The organism is Prevotella pectinovora, assembly GCF_000834015.1.
Taxonomy (GTDB): Bacteria; Bacteroidota; Bacteroidia; order Bacteroidales; family Bacteroidaceae; genus Prevotella; species Prevotella pectinovora.
Map to the genome: position 1 here is coordinate 44,828 of NZ_JXQI01000048.1, position 16,975 is coordinate 61,802.

The 16,975-nt window shown below is 50.3% G+C and carries 11 protein-coding genes; 4 read left to right on the top strand and 7 right to left on the bottom strand.

Features of this window, described 5'->3' with window-relative positions; all coding sequences use genetic code 11:
- Positions 1-193: 193 nt before the first annotated feature.
- Entirely contained in the window at positions 194-2,815 is a 2,622-nt protein-coding gene (gene alaS, locus ST42_RS05865; protein WP_044072809.1) for an alanine--tRNA ligase, read from the top strand.
- A gap of 919 nt (positions 2,816-3,734) precedes the next feature.
- Here alaS and ST42_RS14435 read toward each other — a convergent pair.
- Positions 3,735-3,863: a hypothetical protein gene (locus ST42_RS14435; protein WP_262503197.1), complete on the bottom strand. Its 129-nt coding sequence runs from the start codon at positions 3,861-3,863 to the stop codon at positions 3,735-3,737.
- 9 nt (positions 3,864-3,872) lie between these two features.
- The gene (locus ST42_RS05870; RefSeq protein ID WP_156139307.1) at positions 3,873-4,133 is read right to left on the bottom strand and encodes a hypothetical protein; all 261 of its coding nucleotides are present in this window, start codon (positions 4,131-4,133) and stop codon (positions 3,873-3,875) included.
- Between the two features lie 825 nt (positions 4,134-4,958).
- Between ST42_RS05870 and ST42_RS05875 the strand changes: the two genes are divergently transcribed.
- The gene (locus ST42_RS05875; RefSeq protein ID WP_044072811.1) at positions 4,959-6,086 is read left to right on the top strand and encodes an AAA family ATPase; all 1,128 of its coding nucleotides are present in this window, start codon (positions 4,959-4,961) and stop codon (positions 6,084-6,086) included.
- A gap of 36 nt (positions 6,087-6,122) precedes the next feature.
- Here the strand turns inward: ST42_RS05875 and ST42_RS05880 are convergent, their stop codons facing one another.
- Together ST42_RS05880 and ST42_RS05885 are read right to left on the bottom strand one after the other, a co-directional pair.
- Positions 6,123-6,884: a lipocalin-like domain-containing protein gene (locus ST42_RS05880; protein WP_044075183.1), complete on the bottom strand. Its 762-nt coding sequence runs from the start codon at positions 6,882-6,884 to the stop codon at positions 6,123-6,125.
- 178 nt (positions 6,885-7,062) lie between these two features.
- The gene (locus ST42_RS05885; RefSeq protein ID WP_156132518.1) at positions 7,063-8,373 is read right to left on the bottom strand and encodes a hypothetical protein; all 1,311 of its coding nucleotides are present in this window, start codon (positions 8,371-8,373) and stop codon (positions 7,063-7,065) included.
- A gap of 389 nt (positions 8,374-8,762) precedes the next feature.
- On the opposite strand from ST42_RS05885, the gene ST42_RS05890 reads away from it, so the two are divergent.
- Positions 8,763-9,821: a lysylphosphatidylglycerol synthase transmembrane domain-containing protein gene (locus tag ST42_RS05890; protein ID WP_044072814.1), complete on the top strand. Its 1,059-nt coding sequence runs from the start codon at positions 8,763-8,765 to the stop codon at positions 9,819-9,821.
- 78 nt (positions 9,822-9,899) lie between these two features.
- Complete coding sequence (locus ST42_RS05895) at positions 9,900-11,357, top strand: aminoacyl-histidine dipeptidase (RefSeq protein WP_022317225.1); 1,458 nt, start codon at positions 9,900-9,902, stop codon at positions 11,355-11,357.
- Between the two features lie 297 nt (positions 11,358-11,654).
- Here ST42_RS05895 and ST42_RS05900 read toward each other — a convergent pair whose 3' ends face one another.
- The 3 genes from ST42_RS05900 to pepT form a co-directional block, all read right to left on the bottom strand.
- Positions 11,655-12,602 carry a DMT family transporter gene (locus ST42_RS05900; RefSeq protein WP_044072816.1) on the bottom strand — a complete coding sequence of 316 codons (948 nt, stop codon included), beginning with the start codon at positions 12,600-12,602 and terminating at the stop codon, positions 11,655-11,657.
- A 287-nt stretch (positions 12,603-12,889) separates the two neighbouring features.
- Positions 12,890-15,178, bottom strand: a complete 2,289-nt coding sequence (locus ST42_RS05905; RefSeq protein WP_042519334.1) for a cation:proton antiporter domain-containing protein — start codon at positions 15,176-15,178, stop codon at positions 12,890-12,892.
- 536 nt (positions 15,179-15,714) lie between these two features.
- A complete protein-coding gene (gene pepT, locus ST42_RS05910) occupies positions 15,715-16,938 on the bottom strand; it encodes a peptidase T (RefSeq protein ID WP_044072819.1) in 1,224 nt (407 codons plus the stop codon).
- Positions 16,939-16,975 lie beyond the last annotated feature (37 nt).

Genomic DNA, 16,975 nt, shown 5'->3' on the forward strand with positions numbered 1-16,975 from the left:
TCCGTGGCTTATAACACGCTAAAAAACACAAGGATAACAAATAATTTGGCTGTTTATCATATTTTTTTTAATTTTGCCGATTATATCAATAGGTAAGAGGCATGGGCAAGCACACCCGGCAATATCATTGCCCTTTTCCTGTGCCCTTAGCAACAGAGTCAAAAAGAAATATTATTAAAGAAACAAGAATACGATGATGACAGCAAATGAAATCCGCGACTCATTCAAGAAATTCTTCGAGTCGAAAGGACACGTTATTGTACCGTCAGCGCCAATGGTAATCAAAGACGACCCTACGCTGATGTTCACCAATGCAGGTATGAACCAGTGGAAAGACATTATCCTCGGCACCCGCGAGCCGGAGCCACGCCGTCGTGCCGACACACAGAAGTGTCTGCGCGTTAGCGGTAAGCACAACGACCTCGAGGAAGTGGGCCACGATACCTACCACCACACCATGTTTGAGATGCTCGGCAACTGGAGCTTCGGCGACTACTTCAAGGAGGGCGCCATTGACTACGCATGGGAATACCTCGTCGACGTGATTCATCTCGATCCAAACGACCTCTACGTCACAGTATTCGAGGGCTCTCCCGAGGAGGGACTCGCTCGCGACGATGAGGCAGCCGGCTTCTGGCTCAAGCATGTGCCTGCCGACCATATCATCAATGGCAACAAGCACGACAACTTCTGGGAGATGGGCGACACAGGCCCTTGCGGTCCATGCTCTGAGATTCATCTCGACTCCCGCACTCCGGAGGAGAAGGCAAAGACACCGGGACGCGAACTCGTAAACAAGGACGACCCACAGGTGATTGAGATCTGGAACATCGTGTTCATGCAGTTCAACCGCAAGGCCGACGGTTCTCTCGAACCACTGCCAATGCACGTCATCGATACCGGTATGGGCTTCGAGCGACTCGTGCGCGCCCTGCAGGGCAAGCATTCTAACTACGACACCGACATCTTCCAGCCTATCATAAAGGAAATCAGCACTCTCTCTGGTCTGAAATACGGCGAGACAGAGGAAGTTGACGTGGCTATGCGTGTCGTTGCCGACCACCTCCGTGCCGTGGCATTCTCCATTGCCGACGGTCAGCTGCCAAGCAACGCCAAGGCTGGATACGTCATTCGCCGCATCCTTCGTCGTGCTGTGCGTTATGCCTACACCTTCCTGGGTCAGAAGGAGTCGTTCCTCTTCCGTCTCGTGCCGGTATTGGTACAGGAGATGGGCGGAGCATTCCCGGAGCTTTCTGCCCAGCGCGAACTCATCACCAAGGTGATAAAAGAGGAGGAGGAGTCGTTCCTGCGCACACTCTCCAACGGTATCAGCATGCTCAGCAGCGCCATCGAGGCTGTGAAGGCTGCCGGCAAGACAGAGCTCGACGGCACACAGGCGTTCCGCCTATTCGACACCTACGGATTCCCACTCGACCTCACCGAGCTTATCTGTCGTGAGAGCGGCGTCACCGTAGACGAGAAGCAGTTTGACGTAGAGATGCAGAAGCAGAAGGAGCGTGCCCGCAATGCGGCAGCTGTGGAAAACGGCGACTGGATTGAGGTTCGTCCGGGCGAGCAGCAGTTCGTGGGCTATGACTATACTGAATATGAATGTCACATACTGCGCTACCGCAAGGTGACGCAGAAGAAGAACACATACTTTGAGCTCGTTCTCGACAACACTCCTTTCTATGGCGAGATGGGAGGTCAGGTGGGCGACACCGGTGTCCTCGTAAACGAGGAGGAGACCATCACCATCACCGACACCAAACGTGAGAACAACCAGTCTGTGCATATCGTGAAGGCTCTGCCAAAGAGCGTAGAGGCAGAATTCATGGCTTGTGTGGATACCGACAAGCGTGAGGCGAGTGCAGCCAACCATACTGCTACCCACCTTCTCGACTATGCCCTCAAGCAGGTGCTCGGCGACCACGTGGAGCAGAAGGGATCATTCGTGTCGCCAGACACATTGCGTTTCGACTTCGCTCATTTCCAGAAGGTAACCGACGAGGAAATCCGTCAGGTTGAGCGTATCGTCAACGATATGATCCGTCAGGACATCCCGTTGCAGGATCATCGCAACGTGCCGATAGAGGAGGCTAAGCAGCTCGGAGCTATAGCATTGTTCGGTGAGAAATACGGCGACAGGGTCCGCGTGGTGCAGTTCGGTCCGAGTGTTGAGTTCTGTGGTGGTATCCACGCCCACAGCACCGGTCGCATCGGTATGCTGAAGATCGTTTCCGAGAGCAGCGTTGCCGCCGGCATCCGTCGTATCGAGGCTAAGACAGGCGCTGCCTGCGAGCAGATGATGTATGACCTGGAGGACAGCATGAAGGCTATCAAGGCTCTCTTCCATAATGCCAAGGACTTGCAGACCGTAATAGGCAAATACATCGAGGAGCACGAGGCGATGAAGAAGAGCATAGAGAAGTTCCAGGCTGAGGCAGTGGAGCGTGCCAAGGAGCGTCTTTTGCAGCAGGCTCGTGAGGTTGGCGGCGTGAAGGTCGTTACCTGCGTGTTGCCGATGACTCCAGAGGCTGCCAAAGACCTCGCCTTCAAGCTCCGTGCCGCACAGCCGGAGAATATGCTCTGTGTTATCGGTAGCAAGCATGACAACAAGCCGTTGCTCACCGTTATGGCTACCGACGATCTCGTCAGCGACCGCGGTTTCAATGCCGGTAAGGTTATCCGCGAGGCTGCCAAACTGATTCAGGGTGGCGGTGGCGGTCAGCCTCACTTCGCCACTGCCGGAGGAAAGAACGTCGATGGTCTTTCTGCCGCTGTAGACAAGGTAGTAGAGCTGGCTCAGCTATAAACCTCAAACGGTCTGATGACCGATTTTGGTTAAATCAAAGATAAAGACAATTTTTGAATAAAATCGTCAACCATCTGGTCGTAAGTGCGGAAGTGTCTGAATTACAGATACTTCCGCATTTTAGTACGCGCAAAAACCATCTGGTTATTGTCTGGATGGTTTAAAGAATAACCCATCCTAACCTTCCCCAAGGGAAGGAACAAGTTACTCAGAATATTAACCTCAGCCCCCACCTAGCCTCCCCCGAAGGGGAGGGACGGATACCTTTGGCTACATGATTTTCGTCAGTAGTCATCTGATTATCAACGGTTTGTCAGCAGCAATAGTGACTGTCCCTCCCCTTCGGGGGAGGCTAGGTGGGGGCTTAAGTTATTAGGTGGTGCTGGGTTTTAGGTTATGTGGTGCAGGTGTCAATATCCGGAGTAATATGTTCCTTCCCTTTGGGAAGGTTAGGATGGGTTTGAGTTTAGGATGGGTTATCCTTTGGGTAGGTCAGGATGAGTATTAAAGTGTTTTTGGGCATCTTTTGTGCATCACCCGTGCCCACATGGGGCAAGGTGCTTGCCCCTGTTGGGCAACGTGCTTGCCCCACATGGGCACGCTGCTTGCCCATTTCGTGACGTTTTTGTTGTCTTTGCCGATGATTGTGCTTTGGGTTAAAAAGCAAAGGGCTTACCCGTGATTTAGGCTTCAGTGAGGATGCTGTGTGGCCGTCATTTTTATGCTCTTGTTTCCATGTTCTATGATACTTCTGTGATACTTCGATGATACTTTTCTGTAAAACATTCAGAAAAGTATCATTTGGTCAAATCGTTAGTATATAAGGTCTTAGGGGTGTAATTGGAGGACAGAATGATACTATGATACTTTATTTTGAGAAAACAATATTACTCGTTGATGTAATGAGGGAGTGTGATGATTATTTGTCGTTGTAGTGTTCTTCTGCTTGGATTATCAGTACTGATACGCGGTCGTCGTAGATGTCGTATATAATGCGGTCATTTTTTCCACTTACGTAGTGTCTTGTCAGCCTCTTTGGAATACTCAATAGTGTAGATCATAGGTTGTCGAAATATCGTTGCATTTCTTCTGGTGTACTACATGAAATGGTCTCGCCATTGGCATACTCGCGACGCGCCTTGTTTATAGAGCGGTGCATGGCGGGTGTGATGGTCTCGTCATCTTTGAGGTTGGCCATTCGTACGGAGGCTACACCTCGTAATAGTTTCAAAGCCTTCTTGATGTCGGCTATGAGCGCATTGTCTTCCAGTGTGACAATCATCTGTACTGGTTTGGAGTTTAATGTTGCTGATGCCATATCGTTATCATTTAGTTGTTCTTTGTTAGCAAAGTTACGCAAATATTTTGAATGTAACCATAAGCTTCTTATCCTTTTATATTTTATTGCGTTTTTATATTATCCGTTTTAGCCCCTGTGTCCATCAGTCTGTGGCGATGGACACTATATTCTCACCGATATTCTCATTCCGTGTTGATGTTGTGTCCCCAGCCTTCGGCGTGGACACAAATCAAAAAAATGAAACACTGATATCACCGAGGAACACGGATTGGTCTTCACGGATCCATTTTTTTTGAAATATTTCGTCAGTGATATTTGGATTATGGTTTTGGATTTAGCAGGATTTTGAGCACTATGGTGCTCGCTTTTTCCAATCACTTCAGCCCTCTCTCGTTCTCCCCCGTAGGGGAGATGCAGGTTACTCCGTCTTGTTGTTAAGTTACTGTAATAGGCAAATTATGATTGCAAAATCAGGGAACATGCGATGCCCTCGTAAAACGCACTGTTTATGCAGTATTGCGTACAAATTCAAGAATTTGGAAGCCATAATCTTGACAAAATTGTGATTATTCGGAGAGTATGCATATCTTTGCGATGTGACAAGAGACGGTGGTCTTTTGGTTAAACCCCAAACGGTCATCAGGCCGTTAAAAACCACTCTTCTAAAAAATCAAAATACAAGCAAGCCCTAATGACCGTTTTGGGTTAAACGGCCTAATGACCGTTTGGGGGTTAATCTCGAAGAAAAATCGTTTGGCTTTTACTTGCAACAGTCTGACGAAAGATGTATCTTTGCATTACATAAAATATGTAACATAAAACATGTAATGACAGTAAAGCGCTATGGAACAACTGAATAACCCCTTCGTGATATATGGATATAAGGGAGCGGAATACTTCTGCGACCGCAAGAAAGAAGCGAAGACCATCGTGGAAGCTCTGGAAAATGAGCGCAACGTAGTGTTGATGTCGCCACGGCGTATCGGCAAGACGGGACTTATACATCATGTGTTTGAGAACATACAGGATGCGGATTCCGCTGTGAAATGTTTTTATATGGACATCAATGCCACACGGAGCATGGAGCAGTTCGTGCAGCTCTTGGGAAAGACGGTGATTGGAAAGGTAGACACGTTCTCACAGTCGGCAATGCGAAAGATAAACGCATTTTTCGCCAGCTATAAGCCGACAATGTCGTTTGATGAGCTGACGGGTATTCCTACGTTTTCCATTACCGTGCAGCCCAACCAGAGGGAAGAGTCGCTGAAACAGATTTTTGATTATCTGCGACTATCGGAAAAGCGTATCTATATCGCCATAGACGAGTTTCAGCAGATAGCAGAATATCCGGAGGGTAGGGCAGAGGCGCTATTGAGATCATACATACAGTTTCTGCCGAATGTGTATTTCATCTTTGCCGGCAGCAAGCAGCATATGATGACGGATATGTTCCTGTCAGCCAAGCGCCCGTTTTATCAGAGTTCGCAGATGGTGTCGCTGCCGCTTATCGACAGGCAGGAATATCAGGCTTTTGCAAATCGGTGGATGGCGAAGAAGGGGTTGTCTGTCGATGATGAGGTGTTCGGGTATCTGTATGATTGTGTTGACGGTCAGACATGGTATGTGCAGGACATATTGAACCGTCTGTATCAGAACGGCAGACCGATAACGAGAGAAGAGGTGAAGGTGGTAATAGACGAACTGGTGGATGAGCAGGAAGTGGCTTTCATAAACTATTATGAGTCGCTCACCGACAACCAGTCTGCTCTCCTGACAGCCATAGCCTGTGAGGGGAAGGTGGCATCGGTGATGTCGCAGGAGTTCTTGGCAAAATACCGTCTTCCGGCGGCAAGCAGTGTGAGTCTTGCTCTCAAGACATTGGTCAGCCGTGAGTTTGTATATCGCTACGGGGAGGCATACATTGTTTATGACCGCTTCTTCGGCATGTGGCTGCGAAAGAAACTGGCTTAATGGTGCTCCTGTCGGTGTGCTTGCGGCAGTCTGCCGTTACTTCTTGCGGTAGTATGCCCTTATGCCGTCTTTGAATTTCAGCTGCAGACTGTCTTTCATCATGAGTACAATCTCCACGGTGTCTTTCTGAGGTTTCAGTTTGCGACGCTTCTTGTTGCCGGTGTCTATCGTTCCCTCGGTGAACACCAGCTTGCCGTTGAGCACGTGCCACTCCTTGTAGTATTCCGCCTGTGGATATTCCACGGGGCTCTCGCCCGTCAGACTCGTCTGCTTGAAACGCAGTCCCACGGGATCCATCGTGAACTGCTTCTTGATTTTGAATCCCTGTTCTATCGGCACCATCAGCTTCTGTATCATGGAGTCGCGTTCCGGACCGGCTTTTGGCTGCGGCATACCGGCGATGTGGGGCATCTTGCGCAGTTTCGGCATTACCTGATACACCCATGTGCCCTTCAGCTCATCGAGGTCTATCACGATGTCCGCCTTCCTCTTGTCCTCCTTGTTTATTACGATGGCGAGCTGGTCGCCGATCTTCGGTCTGCCGAACACCTGTCGGGACTGCATGGCGTCGATGATGCTGAACGTTATGGGGTCGCTGTCGTCGGTAGGCAGCACTACCACTACGGAGTCGGTGCATCCCTCGCAGGCAAGTCCGTAGAATGTGGAGTCGCCGGGTATGCGCTCGTCTTTCACCACAGCAGGTTTGTCGTCGCTTTTCTTGTCGGATGAGCATGCTGCCGTGATGGTGAATATCGCTGCTGCTATTATGAATAGGGGTAGGAATCTCGATGTTCTCATTGTCTTGTATTTTCGTTTGTTTTCTTCTTCAAGGCAAAGGTAGCGTAATTTGTGTGAAATCACAAGACAATCAATTAAAAAAAAGAGCGGACCCCGTCTGTGAGTCCGCCCCTCGTATTGTTTTTCGGCTGCTGCCATATCCGGGAAAATCAGTCATTCCGCGATATGGCGGCTGTCGTTATCTGTTGAAAGACTTGATAGCCTTTCCGTTTCTCATGAGCATCATATTGAAGCCACGCACTTTGGCGTCCTTCTGAACCTGCTTGCCGTCGGCAGTGAAACGAGCCACAACCTTGTTTGCAGCGTCGGCAGATGGTGCAGACTCCACGGCGTCGGTGTCGTCATACTGAGTGTCGAGAACCCAAGACACATATCCGCCGCCGAGCTCATCAGAAGTAGGGTCTTCTTTGTATGCGAATCCGGCGATGTAGCGACCGTCGGCAGAGATGGCAGCAGGAACATTGAATGCAGCGTTGTCGTAGTCGGCAAGGAGAGTAGCCTTAGGGAATTCAGAGGCGAGCGCCTTGATGCTTTCGTCGCCCTTCTTCCAGATGAATCCCAGACGCGGTCCGAAGAGTCCGCCATAGAATCCGATGATTGTGCCTTCGTCAGAAACGGCGCTGCCAAACACCTGACTTCCTGAATTTACGAACATCTCGTCTTCGGCATTAGGAGTGAATAATTCCAGAGAGTCGTTCTCCGTGTTGTAGCGTGCCACGCTCTGGATGGCTTCCCACTCACCGGTAAGCTGCTCGTAGTTTATCACCAGGTATTTTCCGTTGGCACTCATCACAGTCTGGTCGCAGCTGAATATTGTGAATGGCAATGTAGATCCCATTGTAGCTGCAAAATACGGACGGGAGAAAGGATAAGGCATAAATGTCTTTCCGTCGCGGTTTGGAGCCCACAGCAGGGCAGGACGCGTAGCCATATCATCAACCCAATATCCGGATATTATGGAGTCGTTGGAAACCGAAAGGGCAGTAGCACCGGAACTGGTAGCGCCGAGGAACTTGTCAGAAGGCTGCGGCAGGTCTACCGGAGTGCCCTCGTTGAAGATACAAGGTGTTCCCTGGGAGTCATCACCGTCGTAGTGAGCACCAACAATCAGTTTTCCGTTCGGACTGATACCCAAGAAAGTATACTGTCCGTTCTCGCCGAACTGAGTGCACTGCTCTGTGGCGAAATCGAATGTTGCTGCAGGACCGTTCCATCCCACAGCCACGCCATTGTCGGCCATAGACTTGATCTGTACGTCTGCTCCTGGGTCAGCGGCAGGGAAAGCCACAAACTTCTTGCTTTCCATATCGTATATCCATGCCTCGTTGACGCCATATCCCACACCGCCAAAGAATTTGCCGTTTGGAGACAATGTTGTGCCCATGAGCTCTACACCTTCTGGATCAGGAATTTCAGTTATCCCATTCTGTGCCATCATCGCACTGCTTGTTGCCATCATCGCAACCATTGTTAGTAAAGTCTTTCTCATATCTTTTCGTTTTTATTGTGATTAGTTTCGCATATTGTGTGCGTTTTCGTATTGCAAAAGTAATGATTATTTCGGATATACTGCAAGAAAAATGCTAAAATGTTATATATATTATCCGTTTTGTCGATAAATAGTAAGTTTTTAGGGTCTGTTGGTGATATTCTATTAATTAGATAAGGTGTATGAGATACAGATGCTGTAACGCAGATTCCCTGTGTTGATTATCACGTTTGACCGGTTTCTTAAGAACAAGATGAGCGAAACTTCGTAATTCAACCCAAAACGGTAATAGACGGTGTTATGACAGGTTTGGACTTAAAATAAATAAATTATTTTGTATTGCTCACGATTTAGTTTATCTTTGCAATGTCAAAGGAAAGAGAATATAAGTGAAAAGAACAAAGATAAGCAATGTAGCTCTGAAATTCGTGCTGCCCGTGTTGCTAGGAGGAGTGATACTTTATTGGATGTATCGCGACTTCGACTTCAAACGCATAGAGAAAGTGATGCTACACGACATGGACTGGACATGGATGCTGCTGTCGCTGCCGTTCGGTATCACGGCACAGCTCTTCAGAGGCATAAGATGGAAGCAGACCCTGGAGCCGGTGGGCGAGAAGCCACGCCTCTCCACATGCGTCAACGCCATCTTCCTGTCATACGCCGCAAGTCTCGTGATACCCCGGGTGGGCGAGTTTACACGCTGCGGAGTGTTGAAGAAATGTGACGGAGTGTCGTTTCCGAAAGCCTTGGGGACGGTGGTCACGGAGCGAGCCATCGACACGCTGCTCGTGATGATAGTGACGGGAGTGACGCTGCTGGCACAGATGACAATCTTCGAGAGCTTCTTTCTGAGCACCGGAACGAGCATCGACGGCATACTGGCAAAATTCTCTGCCACAGGATATGTGGTGACGGCGATTTGCGCCGTGGCAGTGCTGGTGTTGCTCCATTTCCTGCTCAAACGCCTGTCGATATACAATAAGGTGAAGGCAACGCTCAGCGGCATCTGGCAGGGAATGCTCTCGCTGAAGAGCGTGAAGAACATACCGTTGTTCATATTGCTCACGCTCGGAATATGGGTGAGCTACTTCCTGCACTACTATCTCACGTTCTTCTGCTTCGGCTTCACCTCGGGCATGGGAGTGACGTGTGCCCTCGCCACCTTCGTGGTGGGAAGCATAGCGGTGATAGTGCCCACGCCAAACGGAGCCGGACCATGGCATTTCGCCGTGAAAACGATGCTGCTGCTGTATGGCTCGGCAGCCCTCGGTCCCAATGCCATCACGGCAGACGAGGCACTCTCGTTTGTGCTCATCGTGCACACCATACAGACGATGCTCGTGGTGCTGCTCGGAGTGTGGGCTATGATAATGCTGAAAGCCCGTCCGCAAGCCATCTCGGAAATAGTGGAAAGGGAGGAAACGGACAGTATGGCGCAGAGATAACGAAACCGACTTTTTTTTTACAACCACGCTTCTCCGCACGAAGAATGCGATGCCGGAGGAGCCTAAACTTTAAATACTATGAGTGAAATCAGAAACCTGAAGCCAGAGTGCATCTGGAGAAACTTCGATGAGCTGACAAAAGTGCCACGCCCATCAGGACATTTGGAGAAAGTGCAAAAGTTCTTGCTTGAGTTTGCAAAACGTGTTGGTGTGGAGGCATTCCAGGATGCAGCCGGAAACATCGTGATGCGCAAACCGGCATCCGCTGGTATGGAAAACCGCAAGACAGCCATTCTGCAGGCCCACATGGACATGGTGCCACAGAAAGATCTCAAGAGCACTCACAACTTCGAGACCGATCCTATCGAGACATGGATCGACGGTGAGTGGGTAAGAGCAAAGGGCACTACGCTCGGCGCCGACAACGGTATGGGAGTGGCTGCCATCATGGCAATCATGGAGGACAACACGCTGAAGCACGGTCCGCTGGAGGCTCTCATCACCGCTGATGAAGAGACAGGCATGTTTGGTGTTACCGGCCTGCCAGAGGGCGAACTCGAGGGAACAATCCTCCTGAACCTCGACACAGAGGACGAGGGCGAGCTCATCATCGGTAGTGCCGGTGGTGTGGACATCACAGCAACTCTCGACTACAAAGAGGTGGAGACCGACAAGACCGACATCGCCGTTGCAGTGACCGTGAAGGGCTTGAAGGGTGGACACTCTGGTCTGGAAATCGGTCTGGGCAGAGGAAACGCCAACAAGATGCTCGTGCGTATCGTTCGCGAGGCAATCACCGACGACGAGGCCCGTCTGGCTACATGGCACGGAGGAAACATGCGTAACGCCATTCCTTTTGAGGCTACGGCAGTGCTCACAATGCCTAAGGAGAACAAGGAAGACTTCATGGCTCTCTGCGCTGACTTCAAGGAGGATTTCATCGCTGAATATAAGGGTATAGAGGACGGTATCGACGTAGTGGTAGAGGATGTGGAGCTGCCTGCAACACAGATGCCACAGGAGATACAGGACAACATCGTTGACGCTATCTATGCCGTTCACAACGGCGTATGGCGCTACATCCCGTCTATCCCTGGAATCGTGGAGACATCATCAAACTTCGCTATCATCAACATCGAGGGTGGCAGCGTGGCATTCAAGTTCCTGGCACGCAGCTCAAGCGATAGCGTGAAGGCAGAGATCGGCGCTTCTATCGAGAGCTGCCTGAACATGGCAGGCATGAAGGTGGTGTTCAGCGGCGAGTATGGCGGCTGGGATCCAAACCCAGACAGCGAGCTGATCAAGGAGATGTGTGGCATCTACCGCAAACTCTTCAACAAGGAGCCTACAGTACAGGTGGTACATGCAGGTCTGGAGTGCAGCATGATCCTGAACAAATATCCAGGTCTTGACATCTGCTCATTCGGTCCGACACTCCGTTCACCACATACTCAGAACGAGCGTTGCCTGATTCCTACAGTTCCTATGTTCTGGGATCTGCTCGTGAAGACTCTCGAGGAAATTCCTGAGAAGTAATATTGAATCCATCATCCCTCAACTGGCACATCGGGACACTCCATGATGCCAGTGGGGGATAACCCAATCATCGTGATTTGGGATAATCCGAAATCGGTTATCAGACCATTCGGGAACAAACAATAAGCCGTGTTGACAACTACACTCTCTGTAGCATTGTCAACACGGCTTTTGGTTTTATTCCTTGTTTTATTCTTAGCTCGTCATTTGCCTATAGGTTCCTTCCCTTTGGGAAGGTCAGGATGGGTTGTCCTTTGGGAAGGTCAGGATGGGTTCTATGGTCATGATGGTTCCTGTTCAGCTCTTCCATCTCCATTTCTTCTTCACTTTATTGCCGATGCGCGAGAATACGTATGTGATATGCTGTGTAGGCAGGGATTTGCCCGTAACGATGAGAATCACGGCAGTCAGAATAAGCAGGATGCCGATGCCGAGACGCATGCTGAAAGACTCGCCGAAGACGAATATGCCGATGCATACCGCCGTGATAGGTTCCAAGGCTCCCATCACCGCAGTAGGAGTAGAGCCGATGTCGTGTACGGCTACTACCATGAGCACCAGTGATATCACCGTAGGGAATACGGCGAGCACCAAGGCATACACCAGTTCGTGCATGGAGGTGAGCGGCTGCAGCCGGGCGTCGGGACTTACGAAGGAATAGCCGATGAGGATGAACGTGCCGATGAAGAGCACATAGAACGTGAGCTTGACCGACGACAGGCGCAGCGACGACTTGTTGACCACCACGATATACACGGCATAGGTGAGCGACGATATGATGACGAAGAACACGCCGATGGTGGACAGTGTGGCTCCGTCGCCACCCTTGTATAGCAGACTGATGCCGCTGAGGGCGAGGACGATGGAGACTACGGTGACTGCCGTGACGCGCTCCTTGAAGAACACCGCCATTATCACAGCCACCATCACGGGATATACAAACAGGATGGTGGAGGCAATGCCGGCATCCATGAAATTGAAGCTGAAAAACAATGTCAGCGACGATGCCACCATCAGTGTGCCGAGCGTTGCCAACGTCTTTATCTCACGTAGCGTCACGGCAAACGACTTGCGCTGTGCCACCATCATCACTGCGAGAATCAGTGTGGCGAAGGCGTAACGATAGAAAATCACCGAGTTGGTGTTCAAACCGTCGGCATAAAGGTTCAGGGCACCAAGCGGGTTAGTGCCATAGCTGACAGCGGCGAGGATGCCGCAAATCGTACCTCTGATCTTTGGATTCATTTCTTGTTATTATTCTCTTTTATTGGTGTTTTAAAATAGAAAGGGAAAATCTTGATGGGCTATATAGGACAGGATGAAGTCAGCAGAATCTCATCTGCAAGGCAATCAAGGATTAAGAATTGGAATCCTCTTTAACCCAAATCGGTTATTAGGGCTTGCTTGGATTTTGTTATTTTAGAAGAGTGGATTTTGTTTGGCTTTTAATGAGTAATAGCGAGCTATTGCGAATTAAAAAACAAGCAAAAGACACCTTATAAAAAACAAAAGACTGCAAGCAGTTATTAAAATTACACTTTAAACGTCCTAATGACCGATTTGGGTTTAATCCTGTTGGCCTTCTGCAGCCGTTCCAGGTCTTCCTTTTCACCTACCACCCAGATAGTGTCTTCATCAGCAAACTTATGGTCGGGAGTGAGCTGCGAGAGAGCCTCTTCGCCTTCCTCCATACCCACCACCATACAGTTGTATTCGTCGCGGATGCCACTCTCAGAGAGGGTCTTGCCGAAGAACTGCCCGTCCCGGCATATCACGAGCTGGCGCAGTTTCATCTCCCTCTTCTCTATGTCGGGATCTTCGGGGTGGAGGTCGCTTCGCAATGCCTTGCCGAAGGCCGTCAGCTGGTCGTCGTCGCCGATCACCTGCAGTTTGTCGCCCGGGAATATCAGGTTGTCGCCGTTGGGGATATTGATGCGTTGGGTGCCGCGCAGGATGCTGCTCACGTTCACTCCAAACCGCCCCCTCAGTTTCATGTCCGCCAGTGTCTTGCCAGCCCAGCGTGAATCCTCCGGCACGTCGAAGTCGGAGATATGAATGTCTCTGTCGAGCAGATGGCCCTCATAGAGCGGACGCTTGTGGCCGTAGACCTGTGCTTCGATGTCTTTCGACCGCAGGTTGCGTATGAACATCCTCTCCATCTCTATGCTTCTCCTCTTGAGTCTTCTCGACAGTACCATCAGTGTGACCATCGTAACGGCGATGACTATCATCAGCGCATGGGTGAAGCGGGTGAGATAGTTGCAGATATAGAATATGAAAGCCATGGCTATCATGAAGCGCACGATGATGGTGACGATGAGCGGAGCGTGGTTCATCCAGTTCTCTTGCCACAGCGCCTTGAACTCCTCGCTGTGGTTCTTCTTCATCACCATGGCTCTCAAGAACGGCGCTATCATGGCAATCGTCATCAGTCCGCATGTGGCGTTTGCCCACCAGTGGGGCAGTATCTGGCGGAGCGGGATAAGGGCGAAGGTGAACATCAGCGTTATCACCGCTACGGAGAGGATGGAATATACCAGAGTGATTCTGAACAGCTGTATCAGCAGTTTGCGCCAGTTGCCCTGTGGGGCAGAGGAGGGACGGCTGATGGCGAAGTCGTTGAGTATATGTATGATGTCCTTTGACAGATGCTTCTCCAGCTTGTTGTAGGTCGGTGTGGAGAGTCTTATCATATATGGCGTGAGGAATGTGGTGATGACACTCACCGCCACCACTACCGGATAGAGGAAATTGCCGATGACGCCGAGCGACAGTCCGAGCGAGGCAATGATGAACGAGAACTCACCGATCTGAGCCATGGAGAATCCGCACTGCATGGCAGACTTCAATGACTGTCCGCTGATGAGGAAACCGAAGGTGCCGAAGAGGGCCTGCCCGACGAGGATTGTCATCACGAGGACGAGAATCGGCACACTGTATTCCACGAGAATCTTCGGGTCGACGAGCATACCCACGGAGACGAAGAATATCGCTCCGAAGAGGTTCTTCACCGGTTCCACCAACTTTATTATCTTCTCTGCCTCTATCGTCTCGGCAAGGATGGAACCCATGACAAACGCACCGAAGGCGCTGCTGAATCCTACCTGTGTAGACACCACTGCCATGGCGCAGCATAGACCGAGCGATATGATGAGCAGCGTCTCGCTGTTTATCAGTTTGCGTGACGAGCGCAGCAGCCACGGAATGGCGAATATGCCCACCACGAACCACAAGACGAGGAAGAACCCGATGCGCACCACGCTGCCCAGCATCTGTCCGCCGTCGAGGTTGGCTCCCGACGCCAATGCCGAGAGCATCACCATCATCACTATGGCGAGCATGTCTTCAAGGATGAGCACGCTCATCACCATGCCGGCAAAGCGCTGCTGCCGCAGTCCGAGGTCGTCGAACGCCTTGTATATGATAGTGGTGGAACTCATGGCGAGCATTCCGCCGAGGAATATGCAGTCCATGCGTCCCCATCCGAAGGTGTGGCCAACGGTGATGCCCAGCGCCATCATGCAGAACACGATGGCGCACGTGGCAATGATGGGCGACGAACCCATCTTGAGAATCTTCTTGAACGAGAAATCGAGTCCCAGCGAGAAGAGCAGGAACATCACTCCGATGTCTGCCCATGTGTGGATGTCGGCGATGTCAACCACCGACATGGTGTAGGGCATGTTGGGACTTACCAGAAAGCCGGCAACCACATATCCGAGGACAAGTGGCTGCTTCAGCCTTTTGAAAATAATAGTCACTATTCCCGCCACAACGAGAATAAGGGCAAGATCTTTTATAAGGTGTGGTAATTCGCTCATACTGTTTGCGTCATATCTGTAATTCATAATATGGATTATGGCACAAAGGTACGAACTATAATCAGTATAAACAAAAATGTGGCAGAAGGAATTATCCGATTTGGTCTTTTGCAGCTTTTCTGTATCCTATCAAACCATACCATAGTATCACGAATTCACAGAACAATGGTATTTTTCAACAATAGTCATCAACCATCTACGTCACATATCCGTTATGTACATATAACGCTGTATTCATGGATAAAGCATAGACTCGTATTCGTAAAGCATAGACTTGGAATCTCTAAAATACATACTTGTAATTCATAAAATATAGACCTCGGATTTCCCCCACGCCGTGGGGAACAGAACCCCCTAATGTGGGGATGTCTTCCCCCTGGCGTGAGGAAAATACGGGATGCCCAAAGGCATGATACTTCTATGATACTTTTCTGTAAAAAATCCAGAAATGTATCATCGGGTTAAGTCCTTAGCCTATAATGTTTTAGAGGCTTGGCGGCGGTCTGGAATGATACTATGATACTAATAAGGAAACCTTAGTCGTTGTATCCAGCGGTGAGCTCACATATCTTCACCACTGTCTGCATAGCCTTCTCCATCACCTGGATGCTCACGAACTCGTATGGTCCGTGGAAGTTCACGCCGCCGGTGAAGATGTTAGGACAAGGCAGACCCTTGAACGAGAGTTGTGCTCCGTCGGTGCCGCCACGTATCGGCTGCACCTTTGGTGGCACGCCGCAAAGCTCCATTGCCTTCAACACGATGTCGATGACGTGCATGTTCGGGTCGATCTTCTCCTTCATGTTGTAATACTGGTCGTTAACGGCAATCTCCACCGTTCCCTCACCGTATTTTTCGTTCATCTTGTCTACTACAGAAACGATGAACTTCTTGCGGTCCTCAAACTTCTTGCGGTCGTGGTCGCGTATGATATACGACATCTTGGCGTGTTCGGTGTTGCTCTCTATGCCCAGCAGATGATAGAAGCCCTCGTAGCCCTCAGTGGTCTCCGGTCTCTCGTCGGCAGGCATCATGCCTGCGAGTTCAGTGGCGAGCATGCAGGCGTTCACCATCTTGCCTTTGGCGAATCCAGGGTGTACGCTTACTCCATTGATGTTTATCTTGGCAGCGGCAGCGTTGAAGTTCTCGTATTCCAGGTCGCCCAGGTCGCCGCCGTCGATGGTGTATGCCCACTGGCATCCGAATTTCTCCACGTTGAAGTGGTGGGCGCCCATTCCGATTTCCTCGTCGGGGTTGAAGCCCATGCGGATGTCGCCGTGCTTTATCTCGTCGTGGTCGCGCAGCCAGCACATGGCCTGCACGATTTCAGCAATACCAGCCTTGTCGTCGGCACCGAGCAGCGTGTGGCCGTCGGTCACGATGAGGTCCTCTCCTTTGTGGGCAAGCAGCTCAGGGAATTTCTTTGGTGATGACACGATACCCTCTGAGAGCACGATGTCGCCGCCGTCGTATTCCTTCACGATGCGTGGCTTCACGTCCTTGCCGCTGCAGTCAGGTGATGTGTCGTAGTGGCTGATGAATCCGATAGTAGGAATTTCCTTCTTGGTGTTCGCCTTGAGAGTGGCATAGATATATCCCTGCTCGTCCATCTCCACGTCGGCAAATCCTTCAGCCTTCAGTTCGTCGCGAAGATATTCGGCGAATATCAGTTGCTTACTGGTGCTTGGCACTGTCTGGCTCTCTTCAGCCGACTGTGTGTCAAACTTCACATAGTTGAGAAATCTTTCTGTTATGTTCATATTAAAATAAGGTTTATTAAAGTATTCTGCTCAAGTC